This window comes from Kitasatospora sp. NRRL B-11411, from assembly GCF_000721345.1.
GTDB classification, from domain to species: Bacteria; Actinomycetota; Actinomycetes; order Streptomycetales; family Streptomycetaceae; genus Kitasatospora; species Kitasatospora cineracea.
The window spans coordinates 44,066-62,980 of record NZ_JOGH01000007.1 but is presented as its reverse complement, the minus strand read 5'-3'; the positions used below and the strand labels follow the sequence as shown (position 1 = coordinate 62,980).

The following is an 18,915-nucleotide window of genomic DNA, read 5'->3' as shown; positions in this document are numbered from 1 at the left end:
CCCCCCGGGGGCGGCGGCCCTCCGCCTTTTCCCGAGTTGTTCCCGGCGGTCTGTCAATTCCCTTGCCCGCGCGTCGCGGTACTGATGACGCACCCCCTATTCGGCGTCATTACGCGGCAATTGGCGGCCCGCGCCATTTGGAATGCATTGCGCTGCCCACCCCCGCGCGTTCAGCGACCTTTGCACACCGGATGTGTACGGTGGGCGGAAGTTCCCATTCGGGCGGGGCACGAACGGAGGGCACGCACATGATGGCGACCGGGGAGTTGGCCGACGAACTTCCGGACGAACTTCCGGCGGAAGAGGTGGAGGCGGCAAAGGCCCGGGCGGCGACGCTGCTGCTGGCATTCCGGCACGGAAACCAGATCGCCTTCGACACCGAGCTGGACCGGCTGCTGGCCGAGCACGTCGAGCGCGAGGTGGCCACCCTGCTGGTGTGGATCGCCGCCGAGGCGGTCCGCAAGGCGTACGCCCCCGAGGTCGCCGACCGGGTGCTGCGCGGCCTGGCCCGGCGCGCCCCGCACGAGACCGCGCAGGTGCCGGTGGACGAGGAGGCGGCCGGCGCCGCCCTGCTGCTGGAGGCGGTCGCCGCGGGCGACGTCGCCCAGGTGCGCACCCTGGTGGCCGGCACGCCCGACACCACCTACCTGCTCGGCGGCCTGGTGCAGGCGGTGGCGATGATGCTGCCGCTGCTGCCGGAGGGCGAGGCCGAGGAGATCGCCGCCGAACTGCGCCGCCGGCACGCGGGGCGGCTGCCGCTGCCCCGCGCGACGTACTGACGGATCGTCACTGCGCGGCCCGGGACGGCGGGTCGCCGCCCCGGGCCGCGCCCGGCGGGTCAGGTCACGGCATCGCGTGCAGGTGCGCGCCGACCGTGTTGGCGATCTGGTTGCCCGCGGTGGCGTCCCAGTTGGTGGACCAGGTCATCGCGCCGCCGATGGTCGGCCACTTGGCCGGCGGGACGAAGCTGCCGCAGTTGGTGCCGGAGGCCAGGCAGTCCAGCGCCGCGTTGACCACCGACGGGCTGGTGAAGCCGCCGCCCGCCGCGCTGGTGGAGGCCGGCACGCCCAGGCCGACCTGGTCGGGCCGCAGGCCGCCCTGGAGCTGGATGCAGGCCAGGCCGGTGAGGAAGTTCTCGGTGCCCTGCGAGTACACGCCGCCGTCGCAGCCGAGCATCGCCCCGCTGTTGTAGTACTGCATGTTGACGATGGTCAGGATGTCCTTGGTGGCCAGCGCCAGCTTGAAGTACTCGCCGCCGGTGGACTGCATGCCGATGGTCTCCGGCGCCATGGTCAGCACGAACCCGGACCCGACCTTGGCGGCCAGGGTGTGCAGCGCCTGCGCCATGTAGGTGGAGTTGACGCCGTTCTCCAGGTCGATGTCGATCCCGTCGAAACCGTACTGCTGGATCAGGCTGTAGGCCGAGTCGGCGAAGTTGGCCGCCGCGGTGGAGTTGGCCACCGAGACGGTGCCGTTCTGCCCGCCGACCGAGATGATCACCTTCTTGCCGGCCGCCCGCTTGGCCGCGATGTCGGCCTTGAACTGGGCGTCGGTGTAGCCGTTCAGCTTGGACGACAGGGTCGGGTCCAGGGTGAAGCTGATCCCGCCCTGGGTGCTGGTGGCGTCCGCGAAGGCCACCGCGATGATGTCGTACGCGGCCGGGACGTCACTGATCCGCTGCGGCGTCGCGCCGTTGTAGAAGTCCTGCCAGTAGCCGGTCAGCAGGTGCTTGCGCGGCGGCGGCGGAGGCGTGCTGGTGGAGGTGCTCGGCGACGGGGACGGCGAGGCCGGCGGGCTGCTGGACTCCGAGACCGTCGGCGACGGGCTGGTGGCGGACGGCGACGGGCTGGCGGCGGTGCCCGGGCCGACCAGCGAGACCTTGTCCACGGTGAACGGCGCCTGCCCGTACCAGCCGTGGAACCAGACCGACACCGAGGTGGTGGCCGCGCCGGTGGTGAAGGTCGAGGTCAGGGTGTTCCAGCCGGAGTTGGAGCTCCAGGTGGACGGGTCGGTGCCGCCGGTGCCGGTGACGCCCGCGAACACGTAGCCGCCCTGCACCACGGCGCTCAGGGTGTACGTCGAGTTCGGCAGCACGGTGACGGTCTGGCTGCAGTTGGCGTAGTCGGTGCCGGCCGGGGCGCCCTGCAGGTCCCAGCCGGTGGCGGCGTTGTTCACCGCGGTGACGGTCGGGCCGCAGGTCCACGGGCTGATGTGGTTGCCGGCCGAGAAGTCGCCGTTGGCGATCACGTCCACGTTGGGCGCGACGCCGGCGGTGGCCGTGCCGGAACCGGCCATCAGCAGGCCGGCCAGGCCGGTGGAGGCCGCGACCAGTCCGGCGAGCAGGGCCCGTCCGGTGCGTCGGCCCGGCTGTGGTTGGGGCTGTGGTGCACGCATGCCATCTCCATGTGGGGGAGTGTCGATGGGGTTGCGGTGCGGGGAGCTTCGAGCGTGGAGCGGGGGAGCGACTCACACGGTGGAGTAGACCAATTCCGGTGTCAAGAGGGCCTGCGGTCCGGGGCGGCCGTCCGGCCCCGGCGTGCGGAGTCCTTAGACTGGCCCGGTGAGCGACAAGGCCGAGCCCAACCCCTACACCGTCCGTCCCGCCGACGCCGGCGGCACCGACTCCGAACTGCGCGCCGTCGAGGCCGAACTGGCCACCCGCTGGCCGGAGAACAAGCTGGAGCCCTCGCTCGACCGGATCGAGGCGCTGATGGACATCCTCGGCCAGCCGCAGCGCTCCTACCCCTCGATCCACATCACCGGCACCAACGGCAAGACCTCCACCGCCCGGATGGTCGAGCAGCTGCTGGGCGCCTTCGAACTGCGCACCGGCCGCTACACCTCCCCGCACGTGGAGTCCGTCACCGAGCGGATCAGCCTGGACGGCGCGCCGATCACCCCCGAGAAGTTCGTCGAGACCTACCGGGACATCGAGCCCTACGTGCGGATGGTCGACGCCGCCCAGCCGGTGGCGATGTCCTTCTTCGAGGTGCTCACCGGCATGGCGTACGCCGCCTTCGCCGACGCCCCGGTGGACGTCGCGGTGGTCGAGGTCGGCATGGGCGGCTCCTGGGACGCCACCAACGTGATCGACGCCCAGGTCGCCGTGATCACCCCGATCGGCCTGGACCACACCGACAAGCTGGGGGAGACCACCGGCGAGATCGCGGTCGAGAAGTCCGGCATCGTCAAGCCCGGCGCGCTCGCCGTGGTCGCCCAGCAGCAGCTGGACGCGGCCGAGACGATCCTGCGCCGCGCCGTCGAGGTGGACGCCACGGTGGCCCGCGAGGGCATGGAGTTCGGCGTGCTGCGCCGCGAGGTCGCGGTCGGCGGCCAGCTGGTCACCCTGCGCGGCCTCGGCGGCCACGAGTACCAGGACCTGTTCCTCCCGCTGCACGGCGACCACCAGGCGCAGAACGCCGCGCTGGCGCTGGCCGCCGTCGAGGCGTTCTTCGGCATCGGCCAGGGCGGCGCCGAGCACCTGGACGAGGAGAAGGTCCGGCAGGCGCTGTTCGGCGTCTCCTCCCCGGGCCGGCTGGAGGTGGTCCGGCGCAGCCCCACCGTCATCCTGGACGCCGCGCACAACCCGCACGGCGCGCAGGCTGCCGCCGCCGCGATCGGCGAGGCGTTCGGCTTCACCAAGCTGGTCGGCGTGATCGCCACCAGCGGCGACAAGGACGTCACCGGCCTGCTGGAGGTCTTCGAGCCGATCCTCGCCGAGGTCGTGATCACCCAGAACTCCACCCACCGCGCGATGCCGGTCGACCGGCTGGCCGCGATCGCCGTCGAGGTCTTCGGCGAGGACCGGGTGCAGGTCGAGCCGCGGCTGGACGACGCGATCGACGCCGCCGTCACCCTGGCCGAGGAGGAGGACCTCGGCGGCGCCGGCGTCCTGGTCACCGGCTCCGTCATCACGGTGGGCGAGGCGCGCCTGCTGTTCGGAAGGAAGTAACCGCCGATGCGCACCCTGTGCTCCTCCACCCTGATCGGCGAGGCCCTGCTGATCATGTTCGCCGGCCTGGTCGCGATGAAGCTCACCGACGTCGGCACCGGCACCATCTGGGCGGTCAGCGCGGTGGCGATCGCGCTGTGCGTGCTGCTCTGCGGCGTGATCACCCGCCCCGGCGCGGTGTACGTCGGCTGGGCGCTGCAACTGGCCGTGCTGGCCGGCGGACTGGTGCTGCCGACCATGTACGCCTTCGGCGTGGTCTTCGGCGGCCTGTGGTGGTGCTCGGTGCACTACGGACGCAAGATCGACGTGCTCAAGGCCCAGCGGGCCGCCGCAGAGACCGCCGCCGAGGCGGCCGCCGGAGCGGCGCCCGCCGCGGCCCGACCGGCCTGACGTGGGACTGGGCGTCGGGGCGCCCCCACGGCCGGGGTAGTGTCGGGGGCACAGTCAGGCACGACCGAACACCTCAGGAGCCGTACCGTGTCCCAGCGCACTCTCGTCCTGCTCAAGCCCGACGCCGTGCAGCGCGGCCTGGCCGGCGAGATCATCAGCCGGATCGAGCGCAAGGCCGGCTGGCGGTTCGCTGCGATGGAACTGCGCACCTTCGACCGCGCGACCCTGGAGCAGCACTACGCCGAGCACGTCGGCCGCGACTTCTACGAGCCGCTGCTGGGCTTCATGACCTCCGGCCCGTCGATCGCCCTGGTCGTCGAGGGCGAGAACGTCATCCCCGGCATCCGCGCGCTGGCCGGTGCGACCGACCCGCTGGCGGCCGGCGCGGGCACCATCCGCGGCGACTACGCGACCATCACCCGGGAGAACCTGATCCACGCCTCGGACTCCGCGGAGTCGGCCGAGCGCGAGATCAAGATCTTCTTCCCCGCGCACGCGTGAGGATCCGGTAGCGATCCGGTGTCCCGTGCCCGCACCGGGCATGGGGCGCCGTTTCGGGGGAAGTCGCAGTTCAGGGGCCGGACGGCGGCCCGGGTTGCTCCCTCCGAGCGTTAATCCTCAAATCACGGAACCCTACCCTCCGACACGGCGTCCCAATGCCAGGAGAAGCCGATTCGCCCCCGGAGAATGGGCGGCACGCCGTACCCGCCGTCCGCGCTGACCGGCGTGACTACGATGGACCCAACTCACGGGCACGGAACGGCTGCTCAGCCGACGTCAGCCCGCTCGCGGGCCCACGCGGTCGGTCCGCTCCCCGCCCTTGATCCGAACTCGGGAAGGCACTCGACATCCCATGGCGAACAACCTGTCGTTTCTCGGCCGGGACCTGGCGATCGACCTAGGCACCGCGAACACGCTGGTGTACGTCCGGGGCAAGGGCATCGTGCTGAACGAGCCCTCGGTGGTGGCGGTGAACACCAACACCGGCGGGATCCTGGCGGTCGGCGCCGAGGCGAAGAAGATGATCGGCCGGACCCCCGGCAACATCGTCGCCATCCGTCCGCTCAAGGACGGCGTGATCGCCGACTTCGAGATCACCGAGCGGATGCTGCGGTACTTCATCATGAAGATCCACCGCCGCCGCTACCTGGTCCGCCCGCGGGTCGTGGTCTGCGTCCCCTCCGGCATCACCGGCGTCGAGCGCCGCGCCGTGGTCGAGGCCAGCATGCAGGCCGGCGCCCGCCAGGTGCACATCATCGAGGAGCCGATGGCGGCGGCGATCGGCTCGGGCCTGCCCGTGCACGAGCCCACCGGCAACATGGTGGTCGACATCGGCGGCGGCACCACCGAGGTCGCGGTGATCTCGCTCGGCGGGATCGTCACCGCGCAGTCGCTGCGGGTCGCGGGCGACGAGCTGGACAGCGCGATCGTCCAGCACATCAAGAAGGAGTACAGCCTGCTGCTGGGCGAGCGCTCCGCCGAGCAGATCAAGATGTCGATCGGCTCCGCGTTCGGCCTGGAGGGCGAGAAGGACGAGCACGCCGAGATCCGCGGCCGCGACCTGGTCTCCGGCCTGCCGAAGACGGTGGTGATCTCGGCCGCCGAGGTCCGCGAGGCCATCGACGAGCCGGTGAACTCGATCATCGACTCGGTGAAGACCACGCTGGACCAGTGCCCGCCGGAGCTCGCGGGCGACGTGATGGACCGCGGCATCGTGCTCACCGGCGGCGGCGCCCTGCTGCGCGGCCTGGACGAGCGGCTGCGCCGGGAGACCGGCATGCCGGTGCACATCGCGGAGAACCCGCTGGACTCGGTGGCGCTGGGGGCGGGCAAGTGCGTCGAGGAGTTCGAGGCGCTGCAGCAGGTCCTGGACGCCCAGCCGCGTCGTTGAGCAAGGCCATTCGAACTACACAACGAGCCGAGCCGATGGGCAGGCAGCACGAAGGGGCGGCGGCGGCACCGTGAGGGACACCCGAGAGAGTCGACTACTGCTGGTCCTACTGGTGGTGGTGGCCTTCGCCCTGATCACCGTGGACATCAAGGGCGGCCAGGACTCACCGCTCGGCGGCGCCCGCCGGGCCGCGGCCTCCGCGCTCGGCCCGGTGGAGAACGCCGCGGCCGGCGCGGTCGACCCGGTCGCCGGCTACATCCGGGCGATCCGCGACGCCGGCACCCACCAGCAGCGGCTCGACCAGATCACCAGGGAGAACACCGAGCTGCGCCAGAAGCTGGCCTCCTCGGACGCCGCGGCGGGCCGCACCAAGCAGCTCGACGACATGCTGCGCACGGCCGGCTCCGGCGGCTACACCGTCAAGGCCGCCCAGGTCATCGCGATCGGCGCGGCCCAGGGCTTCTCCTGGACCATCACCATCGACGCCGGCAGCGACGACGGCCTGACCCGCGACATGACCGTCATCGACGGACAGGGCCTGGTCGGCCGGATCACCACCGTCGCCCCGACCACCGCCACCGTGCTGCTCGCCTCCGACCCCGGCTTCACCGCCGGCGTCCGGCTGGAGGGCAGCGGCGAGATCGGCTTCGCGGCCGGGCAGGGCGCCTCGCCGATGCGGATCGAACTGCTCAACGGCCGGGCCCAGGTGAAGGCCGGCGACCGGCTGGTCACCTTCGGCTCGCAGAGCGGCCGCCCGTTCGTGCCCGGCGTGCCGGTCGGCACCGTCAAGGAGGTGCAGGCCACCCCCGGGCAGCTCACCAAGACCATCCTGGTCGAGCCGTACGTGCAGTTCACCCGGCTCGACCTGGTCGGCGTGGTGGTCGTCCCGCCGCGCACCGACCCGCGGGACGCGGTGCTGCCGCCGGTGCCCGCCGCGTCCGCCGGCGCCGCGGGCAACCCGCAGGCGCCGATCGCCGCCGTACCGCCGACCACCGGGGGGAACTGATGCCGCGCGTCAACCGGATCCTGCTGTCCGCCGTGCTGCTGGTGCTGGCCCTGGTGATCCAGGTCAGCATCCTCGGCCGGCTCCAACTGCCCGGCGCCACCCCGGACCTGCTGATGCTGGTGGTGGTCGGCCTGGCCCTGGTCTACGGCCCGACGGGCGGCTGCCTGGTCGGCTTCTGCGCCGGCCTGCTGGCCGACCTCGCCCCGCCGTCCGACCACGCGGTCGGCCGGTACGCGCTGGTGCTCTGCCTGGTCGGCTACGGCGCCGGACTGCTCAGGCCGGAGGGCGGCCGGCAGCGCTCGGCGCTGTCCGCGCTGGGCGTGGTGGCGGTCGCCGCGGTGCTCTCCACCCTGCTGTACGCGACGGTGGGCGCGCTGGTCGGCGACACCGCGGCCCGGCACGTCGGCCTGACCGGCCTGGTCTTCAGCGCCCTGCTGTACGACGTGCTGCTGGCCCCGTTCACGGTGCCGCTGGTGATGCTGCTGGCCCGCCGCTTCGACGGCGACCGGGTGGTCAACGAGACCGAGCGCGGCGCGGACGGCGGCTCCGGCCTCGGCGCGCTGGCCCGCTACCGGACCACCCGCGAGCCCTCCGCCACCCCCTACAAGAAGAAGCGCGCGCTCGGCCTCGCCAAGCGCCCCTGAGCCGGGACGGAGTCCGCGCACGTGAGCAACATCCCCGAGACCGGACGGACCCGCCGGGTGACGATCCGGCTGGTCGTCCTGCAGGTGCTGGTCCTGTCGCTGCTGGCCACCCTCGGCGGGCGGCTGTGGTACCTGCAGATCCGCAACGGCAAGGAGTTCACCGAGAAGGCCCAGGGCAACCACATCCGCGAGGTGGTGGAGCCCGCCGTCCGCGGCGAGATCCTGGACGCCTCCGGCCGGATCCTGGCCGGCAACGAGACCAAGCTGGTGGTGTCGGTCTCCCGCACCGCGCTGCTCCAGCAGAAGGACCACGGCAAGGCGGTGCTGACCCGGCTCGCCGACGTGCTGGGCGTCCCGGCCGACGACGTGAAGAACAAGGTCCGGCTGTGCGACGCCAAGACGCCGCAGCCGTGCTGGAACGGCTCCCCGTACCAGCCGATCCCGGTCACCCAGCAGGCCACCACCCAGCAGGCGATGCAGATAATGGAGCGCCGCGAGGACTTCCCCGGCGTCACCGCCCAGCCCACCGCGCTGCGCCGCTACACCAACGCGGAGGGCGCCAGCGCCGCCCAGATCCTCGGCTACCTCTCGCCGGTCACCGACGACGAGGTCACCAAGAGCGCCGACAAGACCGGCCGGGAGCGCCGGCTGCCCTCCGACCAGATCGGCCGGGCCGGCCTGGAGTCGGTGTACGACGACGACCTGCGCGGCACCACCGGCGTCGACCGGCTGGAGGTCGACAACCTCGGCCGGGTGATCGGCAGCGCCGGCACCACCCCCGCGCAGTCCGGCAACAACCTGGTCACCTCGATCGACGCCCGGGTGCAGAAGGTGGTCGAGGACCAGCTGAACCAGGCCATGGTCGAGGCCCGCACCCAGTACGACAAGGAGACCAGCCGGAACTACATCGCCGACTCCGGCGCGGCCGTCGTGATGGACGTGCACACCGGCCGGATCGTGGCGATGGCCAGCGCCCCCACCTACGACCCCAACCTGTGGGTCGGCGGCATCTCCGCCAAGGACTACGAGGCGCTGAACAGCAAGGACTCCAACTACCCGCTGATCAACCGGGCCATACAGGGTCAGTCCGCCCCCGGCTCGACCTTCAAGGTGATCTCCACCACCGCCGCCGTGCAGGCCGGCTACGACCTCAACGGGCACTACCCGTGCCCGAAGTCGCTGACCATCGGCGGCCGCGAGTTCAAGAACTTCGAGTCCGAGAGCTTCGGCGACATCTCGCTGGAGAAGGCGCTCGAGGTCTCCTGCGACACCGTGTTCTACGGCCTGGCCTACGACCAGTGGATGAAGGACGGCGGCCTCAAGCCCAAGAAGGACGCCCAGGACTGGTTCTTCAAGACCGCCCACGAGTTCGGCCTCGGCGCCAAGACCGGCATCGACCTGCCCGGCGAGGTGGCCGGGCGCGTCCCCGACCGGCAGTGGAAGCAGTCGTACTACGACGCGATGAAGACCTCCTGGTGCGACCAGGCGGCCAAGGGCGGCCACGAGTACGCCGACGAGATCGCCCGCGAGAACTGCGCCGACGGCAACCAGATGCGCGCCGGTGACATGGTCAACTTCGCCATCGGCCAGGGCGACACCCTGGTCACCCCGCTGCAGATGGCCCGGATCTACTCGGCGCTGGCCAACGGTGGCACGCTGTACCGGCCCACCATCGGCAAGGCCGTGGTCAGCCCCGACGGCAGCCTGGTGCGCGACATCGCCCCGCACGAGGACGGCAAGATCCCGGCCCAGGGCAAGCTCCTGCAGTACATCGACCAGGCCACCGCCGGCGTCATCACCTCCGGCACCGCGGCCTGGAAGTTCACCGGCTCCGGCTGGCCGCAGGGCAAGATCGAGCTGCACGCCAAGACCGGCACCGCCGAGGTCGCCGGCAAGCAGACCACCTCCTGGCTGACCACCTACAGCGGCGACTACGCGGTGGTCATGACGATCAGTCAGGGCGGCACCGGCTCCGGCGGCTCCGGCGACTCGGTGCGCCGGATCTACCAGGCGCTGTACGGCGTCGACGACAAGGGCAACATCGACAACTCCAAGGCCCTGCTGCCCAAGCCGCAGGCCGAACTGCCCAAGTTCAACCCGGACGGCACCGCGATCGTCCCCACCACCTTCAGCTACGAGCCGGGCGCGACCTTCCTGGACCCGGCCCCGCCGACCCGGGCCGTCCAGCCCGCCGGCGTGCTGCTGGCCGCCGTCGAACCCACCCGCGGCGGCGGGTACGGAAGGGGCCGGGCATGACCCCGTACGACTCCTACGGCTCCTTCCGCTTCGGACCCCGGAAGTCCTCGCTGGCCCGGGCGCTGGCCAAGGACTCCCCGCTGCGGCGGCTCGACTGGATCATGATCCTGGCGGCGCTGGCGCTCTCCCTGATCGGCTCGCTGCTGGTCTGGTCGGCCACCCGCGGCCGGGACTCGCTGACCCACGGCGACCCGCAGTACTTCCTGTACCGGCACCTGACCAACCTGCTGATCGGCATCGGCCTGTGCGCGGCGGTGATCGTGCTCGGCACCCGCCGGCTGCGCACCGCGGTGCCGTTCATCTACCTCGCCGTGATCCTGATGCTGTTCGCGGTGCTCAGCCCGCTCGGCTCGACCATCAACGGCGCGCACTCCTGGATCCAGTTCGGCGGCGGCTTCTCCATCCAGCCCGCCGAGTTCGCCAAGCTGGCGATCGTGCTCGGGATGGCCGTGGTGCTGTCCTCCCGGGTGGACACCGGCGAGCGGGAGAACCCGCCCACCCGCAGCGTGCTGCAGGCGCTCGCGGTGGCGGGCTTCCCGATGGCCGTGGTCCTGCTGATGCCGGACCTCGGCTCGGTGATGGTCATGGTGGTCACCATGCTCGGCGTGCTGCTGGCCTCCGGCGCCGCCAACCGCTGGGTGATCGGCCTGCTGGCCGGCGGCACCGCCGGGGCGCTGGCGGTCTGGAAGCTCGGCATCCTCAGCCAGTACCAGATCGACCGCTTCGCGGCCTTCGCCAACCCGGCGCTCGACCCGTCCGGCGTCGGCTACAACACCGCGCAGGCCCGGATCGCGATCGGCTCCGGTGGCCTGACCGGCATGGGCCTGTTCCACGGCACCCAGACCACCGGCCAGTTCGTCCCCGAGCAGCAGACCGACTTCGTGTTCAGCGTGGCCGGCGAGGAACTCGGTTTCGTCGGCGGCCTGGTGATGATCGGCCTGCTCGGCGTCATCCTGTGGCGCGCCTGCCGGATAGCGCGCCAGGCCAGCGACCTGTACGGGACGATCCTGGCGGCCGGCGCGGTCACCTGGTTCGCCTTCCAGGCGTTCGAGAACATCGGCATGAACCTCGGCATCATGCCGGTCGCGGGCATCCCGCTGCCGTTCGTCTCCTACGGCGGCTCCTCGATGTTCGCGGTCTGGATCGCGGTGGGCCTGCTGCAGTCGGTGCGCTCGCAGCGGCCGATAGGGATCTAGCGCCGACCGCAGGCGTGGAAACAGTGACCCTCGGGGCTCGGCTACCCTGAAGGGTCACTGCTTTTTCTGCCGTAAAGGTCCTCGCACATGACTGTCGAATCGGTCTTCCCACGCCTGGAGGCCCTCCTCCCGCACGTCCAGAAGCCGATCCAGTACGTCGGTGGCGAGCTCAACTCGACCGTCAAGGACTGGGACGCCTGCGACGTCCGCTGGGCGCTGATGTACCCCGACGCCTACGAGGTCGGACTGCCCAACCAGGGCACCATGATCCTCTACGAGGTGCTGAACGAGCGCGAGGGCGTCCTCGCCGAGCGCAGCTACAGCGTCTGGCCGGACCTGGAAGCGCTGATGCGCGAGCACGGCGTCCCGCAGTTCACGGTCGACGCGCACCGCCCGATCAAGGCGTTCGACGTGTTCGGCCTGTCGTTCTCCACCGAGCTCGGCTACACCAACATGCTGACCGCGCTCGACCTGGCCGGCATCCCGCTGAACGCCGCCGACCGCACCATGGACGACCCGGTCGTCCTCGCGGGCGGCCACGCCGCGTTCAACCCCGAGCCGATCGCCGACTTCATCGACGCCGCCGTGATCGGCGACGGCGAGCAGGCCGTGCTCGACATCACCGACATCGTCCGGGCCTGGAAGGCCGAGGGCCGCCCCGGCGGCCGCGACGAACTGCTGCTGCGCCTGGCGAAGACCGGCGGGGTGTACATCCCGCGGTTCTACGACGTCGAGTACCTGGCCGACGGCCGGATCGCGCGCGTGGTCCCGAACCGGCCCGGCGTGCCGTGGCGGGTCTCCAAGCACACCGTGATGGACCTCGACGAGTGGCCCTACCCCAAGCAGCCGCTCGTCCCGCTCGCCGAGACCGTGCACGAGCGGATGTCGGTGGAGATCTTCCGCGGCTGCACCCGCGGCTGCCGCTTCTGCCAGGCCGGCATGATCACGCGCCCCGTGCGGGAGCGAAGCATCACCGGCATCGGCGAGATGGTGGAGAAGGGCCTGAAGGCCACCGGCTTCGAGGAGGTCGGCCTGCTCTCGCTCTCCTCCGCCGACCACTCCGAGATCGCCGACATCACCAAGGGCCTGGCCGACCGCTACGCCGAGGACAAGGTCGGCCTCTCGCTGCCCTCCACCCGGGTCGACGCCTTCAACATCGACCTGGCCAACGAGCTCTCCCGCAACGGCCGCCGCTCCGGCCTCACCTTCGCCCCCGAGGGCGGCTCCGAGCGGATCCGCAAGGTCATCAACAAGATGGTGTCCGAGGAGGACCTCATCAACACGGTGGCCACCGCGTACGGCAACGGCTGGCGCCAGGTGAAGCTGTACTTCATGTGCGGCCTGCCCACCGAGACCGACGAGGACGTCCTCCAGATCGGCGAGATGGCGAAGAACGTCATCGCCAAGGGCCGCGAGGTCACCGGCACCAACGACATCCGCTGCACGGTCTCGATCGGCGGCTTCGTGCCCAAGCCGCACACCCCCTTCCAGTGGGCCCCGCAGCTGTCCGCCGAGGACACCGACGCGCGCCTGACCAAGCTGCGCGACTCGATCCGCGGCGACCGCAAGTTCGGCAAGAACATCGGCTTCCGCTACCACGACGGCAAGCCCGGCATCATCGAGGGCCTGCTCTCCCGCGGCGACCGCCGGATCGGCGCCGTCATCCGGGCCGTCTACGAGGACGGCGGCCGCTTCGACGGCTGGCGCGAGCACTTCTCCTACGACCGCTGGATCGCCTCCGCCGAGAAGGGCCTGTCCGGCACCGGCGTCGACGTCGACTGGTACACCACCCGCGAGCGCTCCTACGAGGAGGTGCTGCCCTGGGACCACCTGGACAGCGGCCTCGACAAGGACTGGCTCTGGGAGGACTGGCAGGACGCCCTGGAGGAGGTCGAGGTCGAGGACTGCCGCTGGACCCCGTGCTTCGACTGCGGTGTCTGTCCGCAGATGGACACCCACATCCAGGTCGGTCCGACCGGCAAGAAGCTGCTCCCCTTGACGGTCGTCAACAGCTGACGCACCCTCACCCCCGGGCCCCCGCCACGACCCCGTGGTGGGGGCTCTTTGCTCGGGTATTACCATCGGCTGATCGGTTTACGGGGAGTGACGATGGCTCAGCAGCAGGGACAGCCGCAACAGGGCGGGGGATGTCTGGTCGCGGTGGTGCGGCCGGTGGTGGTGGCGGTCGTGGTGCCGCTGCGGCTGCTGTGGGAACTCGTGGTGCTGATCGCCCGCGGGATCGGCTGGCTGGTCGACAAGGTGCTGCTGTGGCCGCTGCGGATGCTCTGGCGGTGGGTGCTGCGGCCGCTGGTGGTCGTCCCGGTCGGCTGGCTGTGGCACTGGCTGGTGGTGGTGCCGCTGACCTGGCTGTGGGAGTGGGTGCTGCTGCCCTCGCTGGAGGCGCTGTGGCGCTACGTGCTGGCCCCGATCGGCCGCGGCGCGGCGTACCTCGCGGTCGGGTTCGGCAAGGTGGTCGCCCGGCTGGCGTACTACCTGGTCGCGGTGCCGCTCCGGGCCTGCTGGCGGTGGGTGCTGGTGCCGCTCGGCAAGGCGTTCTACCACGGGCTGTGGCGGCCGGTGCTCTTCCCGGTGCTGCGCGCGCTCGGGCTGGCGTTCCTCTGGGCCTGGCGGCTCGGCGGCCGGATCTGGCGCTTCACCGTGGTCGCCCCGTGCCGCTGGGTGCGCCGCGACGTCTGGTGGCCCGTCAAGGCGGAGATCCGCCGGGTGGCCCGGGAGGTACGGCGGACACTGCTGGGCTGACGCACCGCGTACCCTAGGTGAGGACAAGGTCCGGCCGGAGCCGCACGCGGTGCGAGGCCGGACGGGGACAACTGACGAAGGACTGAGCCCCCTGGCACGCCGCACGCCCGACGGTCCGCCGCCCGCGCCGACGGTGCAGCGCATCCGTCTCCGCTACACCAAGCGCGGCCGTCTGCGCTTCACCAGCCACCGGGACTTCCAGCGGGCGTTCGAGCGCGCGCTCCGCCGCTCGGCCGTCCCGATGGCCTACTCCGCGGGCTTCACCCCGCACCCCAAGGTCTCCTACGCGAACGCCGCCCCGACCGGCACCGCCAGCGAGGCCGAGTACCTGGAGATCGGCCTCGCCGAGCACCGCGACCCCGAGGCGCTGCGCCGCCAGCTGGACGCGTCGCTGCCGCCCGGCCTGGACGTCACCGACGCCGTCGAGGTCGCCACGAGCAACTTCGTGGAGCGGCTGGAAGCCTCCGAGTGGCTGCTGCGCCTGCCCGGCGTGGAGCCCGCCGAGGCCGGCAAGGCCGCCGCCGCGTTCCTGGCCGCCGAGGCGGTCGAGGTCCAGCGGATGACCAAGAACGGCCTGCGCACCTTCGACGCGCGCTCCGCCGTCGCCGCGATGGAAATCGTCCCCGAGGGCTCCGCCCTGGTCGGGATCGGTGACAACACGGCCACGGACGGTGCGGACGATGTTCGTCCGGGTGCTCCCTGTGCGATACTGCGCCTGGTAGTACGACACGCCACACCCGCCGTACGACCCGACGACGTATTGTCCGGTCTCCGTTCGACGGCCGACCTCGCGCCGCCGGTCCCCGCAGAGGTGACCAGGCTGGCGCAGGGGCCGCTCGACGAGCAGACCGGCACGGTGACCGACCCGCTGGCGCTCGACCGCGCCGCGGCCGAGGTCGGCCGGTAGGCCGCCCCGCCGCGCGCAACCGCCGTCCGCCGAGTGGGCGGGAGCGCAGGCACGGAGAGAACTCCGGGCCTGCGGCTCCCCGGCCCCCGCGGCTCCCCAGGGGAGCGAGCGTCGTCGCGCGCAGGCCCGGCCACCCCCTCGGCCCGGCCCTTGAAAACTGAGAAGACTGGTCAGACCAGAAGACTTTTCGACCCCCCGCGCCCCGCGGGAGGTCGAGCGAGACTACGAGCCCCTGTGCGGCCTCGCGTCCGCACGACGGCACCGTGGGAGCCGGACCGCCCGAAGCGGCGTCCGGCTGGTGAATTGCGGTGGAGCGTCGTGCCCGGATGCGGAGCCCGGGGGCCTGACGGGAGACACACCCGCATGCTCGAAAACACCGAACCGCAGCCCGCTGCGGCCGACCACAACGACAACAACGGCGCCGACGGCGCCTCCGCGGCCCCGCCGCGGCGCCGCCGCCGGGCGGTCTCCCGCCCGGCGGGCTCCCCGCAGGGGGCCGCGAGCGAGGGCGCCGAGACCGTGGTCGCGGCCGAGAGCGCCGCTCCGGCCGCCGAGCCGGTGGTGGAGCCGGCCGCCGAGCCGGTCGCGGAGAAGCCCGTCCGGGCCCGCCGCACCCGCAAGCGGGTCGAGGCCCCGGCCGGTGCGCCGGAGGCCGCTGCGGCCGAGGCCGCGCCCGAGGCGCCCGCCGCCGAGCCGGCCGCCGAGGAGAAGCCCGTCCGGGCCCGCCGCACCCGCAAGCGGGTCGAGGCGCCCGCCGGTGCGCCGGAGGCCGTCGAGGCCCCGGCCGAGGCCGTCGCCGAGCCCGCGCCCGCCGCCGAGGCCCCCGCTGCCGCCGAGCCGGCCGCCGAGGAGAAGCCCGCCCGGGCCCGCCGCACCCGCAAGCGCGCCTCCGCGCCGGTGCAGTCGCCGGTGGCGGCCGAGGAGCCCGCCGCCGAGCCCGAGCCGGTCGCCGAGGCCGTCGAGGAGGAGCCGGAGACCGAGGCCCCGGTCGAGGCCGTCGCCGAGCCCGAGCCGGTCGTCGAGGCCGAGCCGCCGCGGGCCCGCCGCCGGGCGGTCCGCCCGTCCACCGCGATCTTCCAGGCGCCGGTCTTCCAGGAGCCCGCGCCCTACACCGCGCCCGCCGCCCCCGCGCCGGCCGCCGCCAAGGCCACCAAGGCCGCCGAGCCGGCCCCGGCCGCCGCGGCCGAGCCCGAGCAGCCGGCCGCCGGCGAGGACGAGTTCGAGTACAGCGGCGTCGGCCGCCGCCGCCGGGTCCGCACCGCGGTGCGCGTCCAGCAGCCGGCCAAGCCCGCGAAGGCCGCCCCGCAGCCCGCGAAGGCCGCCGCCCCGGCCGCGCCCGCCGTCGAGGCCCCCGCCGAGGTCGAGGCGCCCGCCGCCGGCCCCGAGCAGGACGCCGAGTGGGAGGACGACCGCCCGTCCCGCCGCCGCCGTCGCGGTGGCCGTCGCCGCCGCCGCGGTGAGGCCGAGGACGCGCCCGAGACGGTCGAGGCCGAGACCGCCGAGACCGAGGACGCCTCCCACGAGGAGGCCGACGAGCACGACGAGGCCGAGGACGACCAGGACGACGACCTGGCCGCCGGCCTGTCCTCCTCGCGCCGCCGCCGTCGCCGCCGCCGTCGCAGTGGCGAGGGTGGTGCCGACCAGGCCGAGACCACCGAGGACGGCGTGCGCACCGTGGTGAAGGTGCGCGAGCCGCGCCGCCGCTCGGCCGAGCCCGCGTTCGACCCGGACGAGGTGCAGTCGATCAAGGGCTCCACCCGCCTGGAGGCCAAGAAGCAGCGCCGCCGCGAGGGCCGCGAGCTGGGCCGCCGCCGGGTCCCGATCATCACCGAGGCCGAGTTCCTGGCCCGCCGCGAGTCCGTCGAGCGGGTCATGGTGGTCCGTCAGAACGGCGCCCGCACCCAGATCGGCGTGCTCGAGGACGGCGTGCTGGTCGAGCACTACGTCAACAAGGAGCAGGCCACCTCGTACGTCGGCAACGTGTACCTGGGCAAGGTGCAGAACGTGCTGCCGTCGATGGAGGCCGCGTTCGTCGACATCGGCAAGGGCCGCAACGCCGTGCTGTACGCGGGCGAGGTCAACTTCGGCGCGCTCGGCGGCCACGGCGGCTCGCGCCGGATCGAGTCGGTGCTGAAGTCCGGCCAGTCCGTGCTGGTGCAGGTCTCCAAGGACCCGATCGGCCACAAGGGCGCCCGGCTGACCAGCCAGATCTCGCTGCCCGGCCGCTACCTGGTGTACGTGCCCGAGGGCTCGATGACCGGCATCTCCCGCAAGCTGCCGGAGAACGAGCGGGCCCGCCTCAAGCAGATCCTCAAGAAGATCGTCCCGGACGACGCGGGCGTGATCGTCCGCACCGCCGCCGAGGGCGCCTCCGAGGAGGAGCTCACCCGCGACGTCCAGCGCCTCCAGCAGCAGTGGGAGGAGATCCAGAAGAAGGCCGCCACCGGCAACGCCCCGGCGCTGCTCTACGGCGAGCCCGACATGACGGTCCGGGTGGTCCGCGACATCTTCAACGAGGACTTCACCAAGGTCATCGTCAGCGGCGCCGACGCCTGGAGCACCATCCACGACTACGTCTCCAACGTCGCCCCCGACCTCACCGAGCGCCTGCAGAAGTGGACCTCGGACGTCGACGTGTTCGCCACCTACCGGATCGACGAGCAGCTGATGAAGGCGCTGGACCGCAAGGTCTGGCTGCCCTCCGGCGGTTCGCTGGTGATCGACCGGACCGAGGCGATGGTCGTCGTCGACGTCAACACCGGCAAGTTCGTCGGCCAGGGCGGCAACCTGGAAGAGACCGTCACCCGCAACAACATCGAGGCGGCCGAGGAGATCGTCCGCCAGCTGCGGCTGCGCGACCTCGGCGGCATCATCGTGATCGACTTCATCGACATGGTGCTGGAGTCCAACCGGGACCTGGTGCTGCGCCGCCTGCTGGAGTGCCTGGGCCGTGACCGGACCAAGCACCAGGTGGCCGAGGTCACCTCGCTCGGCCTGGTCCAGATGACCCGCAAGCGGGTCGGCCAGGGCCTGCTGGAGTCCTTCTCCGAGCCCTGCGTGCACTGCAACGGCCGCGGCGTGATCGTCCACATGGACCAGCCCGGTCACAACCACGGCTCGCACACCTCGCCCGCGGCCGCCGCGGGCGAGGGCGGCGGCAAGCGCCGCCGCCGGGGCCGCGGCGGGGCCGGGACCGCCGAGGCGGACGCGGTCGAGAGCGGCACCGAGGCCGTCGAGGCCGCCGCCGAGGCCGTCCTCGACGTGGTGGACGAGCTGGAGCCGATCGAGGAGCTCGCCGACGTCGAGGTCGTCGAGGAGGCCGCCCCGGTGGAGGCCGCCGAGGCCGAGGTCGTCGTCGAGCCGGCCGCCGCGCCGGTCGCCGAGGAGAAGCCCAGCCTGGTGGAGATCCCGCCGGCCGCCCCCGCGGCAGGTGGCCGCACCCGGCGCCGCGCGGTGCGCAAGGCCACCGCCCCGGCCGGAGCGTCCGGCGAGGCCGAGATCGTGGTGCTGCAGGCCCGCGCCGAGGCCGCGATGGAGGCCGCGCTGAGCGCCGCCGAGAAGTCGGCCGCCGAGCAGCAGTCGGCCGTCGAGGTCGCCGGGACCGCCGCGGAGGTGGCGGCCGAGGCCGTCGCCGCGGTGGAGCCCGGAGCCGAGGTCGCCGTCGAGGTCGACACCGAGCAGGCCGCCGAGGCCCCGGCCGAGGAGGCCGCGCCGAAGAAGCGGGCCGCCCGGAAGACCGCGACCAAGACCGCCGCCAAGAAGACCACGGCGGCCAAGAAGACCGCGGCGAAGAAGACCACCACCGCCGCGGCCGCCAAGAAGACCGCGACGAAGAAGACCGCCACCAAGCGGACCGGCGCGGCGGCCAAGAAGGCCGCGGCCGCCGAGGGCGACGGCGCCGCGGAGTGAGCCC

14 protein-coding genes are annotated in these 18,915 nt (G+C 72.5%); 13 read left to right on the top strand and 1 reads right to left on the bottom strand.

What is annotated here, in order from left to right:
• The first annotated feature begins 248 nt into the window (after positions 1–248).
• Complete coding sequence (locus tag IH44_RS0105445) at positions 249–779, top strand: hypothetical protein (RefSeq protein ID WP_030458246.1); 531 nt, start codon at positions 249–251, stop codon at positions 777–779.
• Between the two features lie 64 nt (positions 780–843).
• Here IH44_RS0105445 and IH44_RS0105440 read toward each other — a convergent pair whose 3' ends face one another.
• Positions 844–2,394: a chitinase gene (locus tag IH44_RS0105440; RefSeq protein ID WP_051816573.1), complete on the bottom strand. Its 1,551-nt coding sequence runs from the start codon at positions 2,392–2,394 to the stop codon at positions 844–846.
• A gap of 166 nt (positions 2,395–2,560) precedes the next feature.
• Here IH44_RS0105440 and IH44_RS0105435 point away from each other — a divergent pair, with 166 nt between their 5' ends.
• The 12 genes from IH44_RS0105435 to IH44_RS0105380 all read left to right on the top strand — a co-directional run bounded on the left by IH44_RS0105435 (position 2,561) and on the right by IH44_RS0105380 (position 18,911).
• Entirely contained in the window at positions 2,561–3,952 is a 1,392-nt protein-coding gene (locus IH44_RS0105435; RefSeq protein WP_030458244.1) for a folylpolyglutamate synthase/dihydrofolate synthase family protein, read from the top strand.
• Between the two features lie 6 nt (positions 3,953–3,958).
• Positions 3,959–4,342, top strand: a complete 384-nt coding sequence (locus IH44_RS0105430; RefSeq protein WP_030458243.1) for a DUF4233 domain-containing protein — start codon at positions 3,959–3,961, stop codon at positions 4,340–4,342.
• Positions 4,343–4,429: 87 nt separating this feature from the next.
• Entirely contained in the window at positions 4,430–4,843 is a 414-nt protein-coding gene (gene ndk / locus IH44_RS0105425; protein WP_030458242.1) for a nucleoside-diphosphate kinase, read from the top strand.
• A gap of 364 nt (positions 4,844–5,207) precedes the next feature.
• Positions 5,208–6,233 carry a rod shape-determining protein gene (locus tag IH44_RS0105420; protein ID WP_030458241.1) on the top strand — a complete coding sequence of 342 codons (1,026 nt, stop codon included), beginning with the start codon at positions 5,208–5,210 and terminating at the stop codon, positions 6,231–6,233.
• 70 nt (positions 6,234–6,303) lie between these two features.
• The gene (mreC, locus tag IH44_RS0105415) at positions 6,304–7,239 is read left to right on the top strand and encodes a rod shape-determining protein MreC (RefSeq protein ID WP_030458240.1); all 936 of its coding nucleotides are present in this window, start codon (positions 6,304–6,306) and stop codon (positions 7,237–7,239) included.
• Complete coding sequence (mreD, locus tag IH44_RS0105410) at positions 7,239–7,883, top strand: rod shape-determining protein MreD (protein ID WP_030458239.1); 645 nt, start codon at positions 7,239–7,241, stop codon at positions 7,881–7,883. Before mreC ends, mreD begins: the two co-directional genes overlap by 1 nt.
• A gap of 21 nt (positions 7,884–7,904) precedes the next feature.
• Positions 7,905–10,139 (top strand): penicillin-binding protein 2, encoded by a 2,235-nt coding sequence (mrdA, locus tag IH44_RS0105405; protein WP_030458238.1) that lies wholly within the window; start codon positions 7,905–7,907, stop codon positions 10,137–10,139.
• The gene (gene rodA, locus IH44_RS0105400) at positions 10,136–11,335 is read left to right on the top strand and encodes a rod shape-determining protein RodA (RefSeq protein WP_030458237.1); all 1,200 of its coding nucleotides are present in this window, start codon (positions 10,136–10,138) and stop codon (positions 11,333–11,335) included. Before mrdA ends, rodA begins: the two co-directional genes overlap by 4 nt.
• 87 nt (positions 11,336–11,422) lie before the next feature.
• On the top strand, positions 11,423–13,351 hold the full coding sequence (locus tag IH44_RS0105395) for a TIGR03960 family B12-binding radical SAM protein (RefSeq protein ID WP_030458236.1): 1,929 nt from the start codon (positions 11,423–11,425) through the stop codon (positions 13,349–13,351).
• Positions 13,352–13,444: 93 nt separating this feature from the next.
• Complete coding sequence (locus tag IH44_RS0105390; RefSeq protein WP_198544948.1) at positions 13,445–14,095, top strand: hypothetical protein; 651 nt, start codon at positions 13,445–13,447, stop codon at positions 14,093–14,095.
• A gap of 133 nt (positions 14,096–14,228) precedes the next feature.
• Positions 14,229–15,002 carry a TIGR03936 family radical SAM-associated protein gene (locus IH44_RS0105385; protein WP_030458234.1) on the top strand — a complete coding sequence of 258 codons (774 nt, stop codon included), beginning with the start codon at positions 14,229–14,231 and terminating at the stop codon, positions 15,000–15,002.
• A 363-nt stretch (positions 15,003–15,365) separates the two neighbouring features.
• The gene (locus IH44_RS0105380) at positions 15,366–18,911 is read left to right on the top strand and encodes an Rne/Rng family ribonuclease (RefSeq protein ID WP_030458233.1); all 3,546 of its coding nucleotides are present in this window, start codon (positions 15,366–15,368) and stop codon (positions 18,909–18,911) included.
• Positions 18,912–18,915 lie beyond the last annotated feature (4 nt).

Bases quoted from the DNA above. Each gene is read 5' to 3' on its own strand.
- rodA (WP_030458237.1), top strand. From the start codon at position 10,136: ATGACCCCGTACGACTCCTACGGCTCCTTCCGCTTCGGACCCCGGAAG.
- IH44_RS0105395 (WP_030458236.1), top strand. From the start codon at position 11,423: ATGACTGTCGAATCGGTCTTCCCACGCCTGGAGGCCCTCCTCCCGCAC.
- IH44_RS0105440 (WP_051816573.1), bottom strand. From the start codon at position 2,394: ATGCGTGCACCACAGCCCCAACCACAGCCGGGCCGACGCACCGGACGG.
- mreD (WP_030458239.1), top strand. From the start codon at position 7,239: ATGCCGCGCGTCAACCGGATCCTGCTGTCCGCCGTGCTGCTGGTGCTG.
- IH44_RS0105445 (WP_030458246.1), top strand. From the start codon at position 249: ATGATGGCGACCGGGGAGTTGGCCGACGAACTTCCGGACGAACTTCCG.
- IH44_RS0105380 (WP_030458233.1), top strand. From the start codon at position 15,366: ATGCTCGAAAACACCGAACCGCAGCCCGCTGCGGCCGACCACAACGAC.
- IH44_RS0105430 (WP_030458243.1), top strand. From the start codon at position 3,959: ATGCGCACCCTGTGCTCCTCCACCCTGATCGGCGAGGCCCTGCTGATC.
- IH44_RS0105390 (WP_198544948.1), top strand. From the start codon at position 13,445: ATGGCTCAGCAGCAGGGACAGCCGCAACAGGGCGGGGGATGTCTGGTC.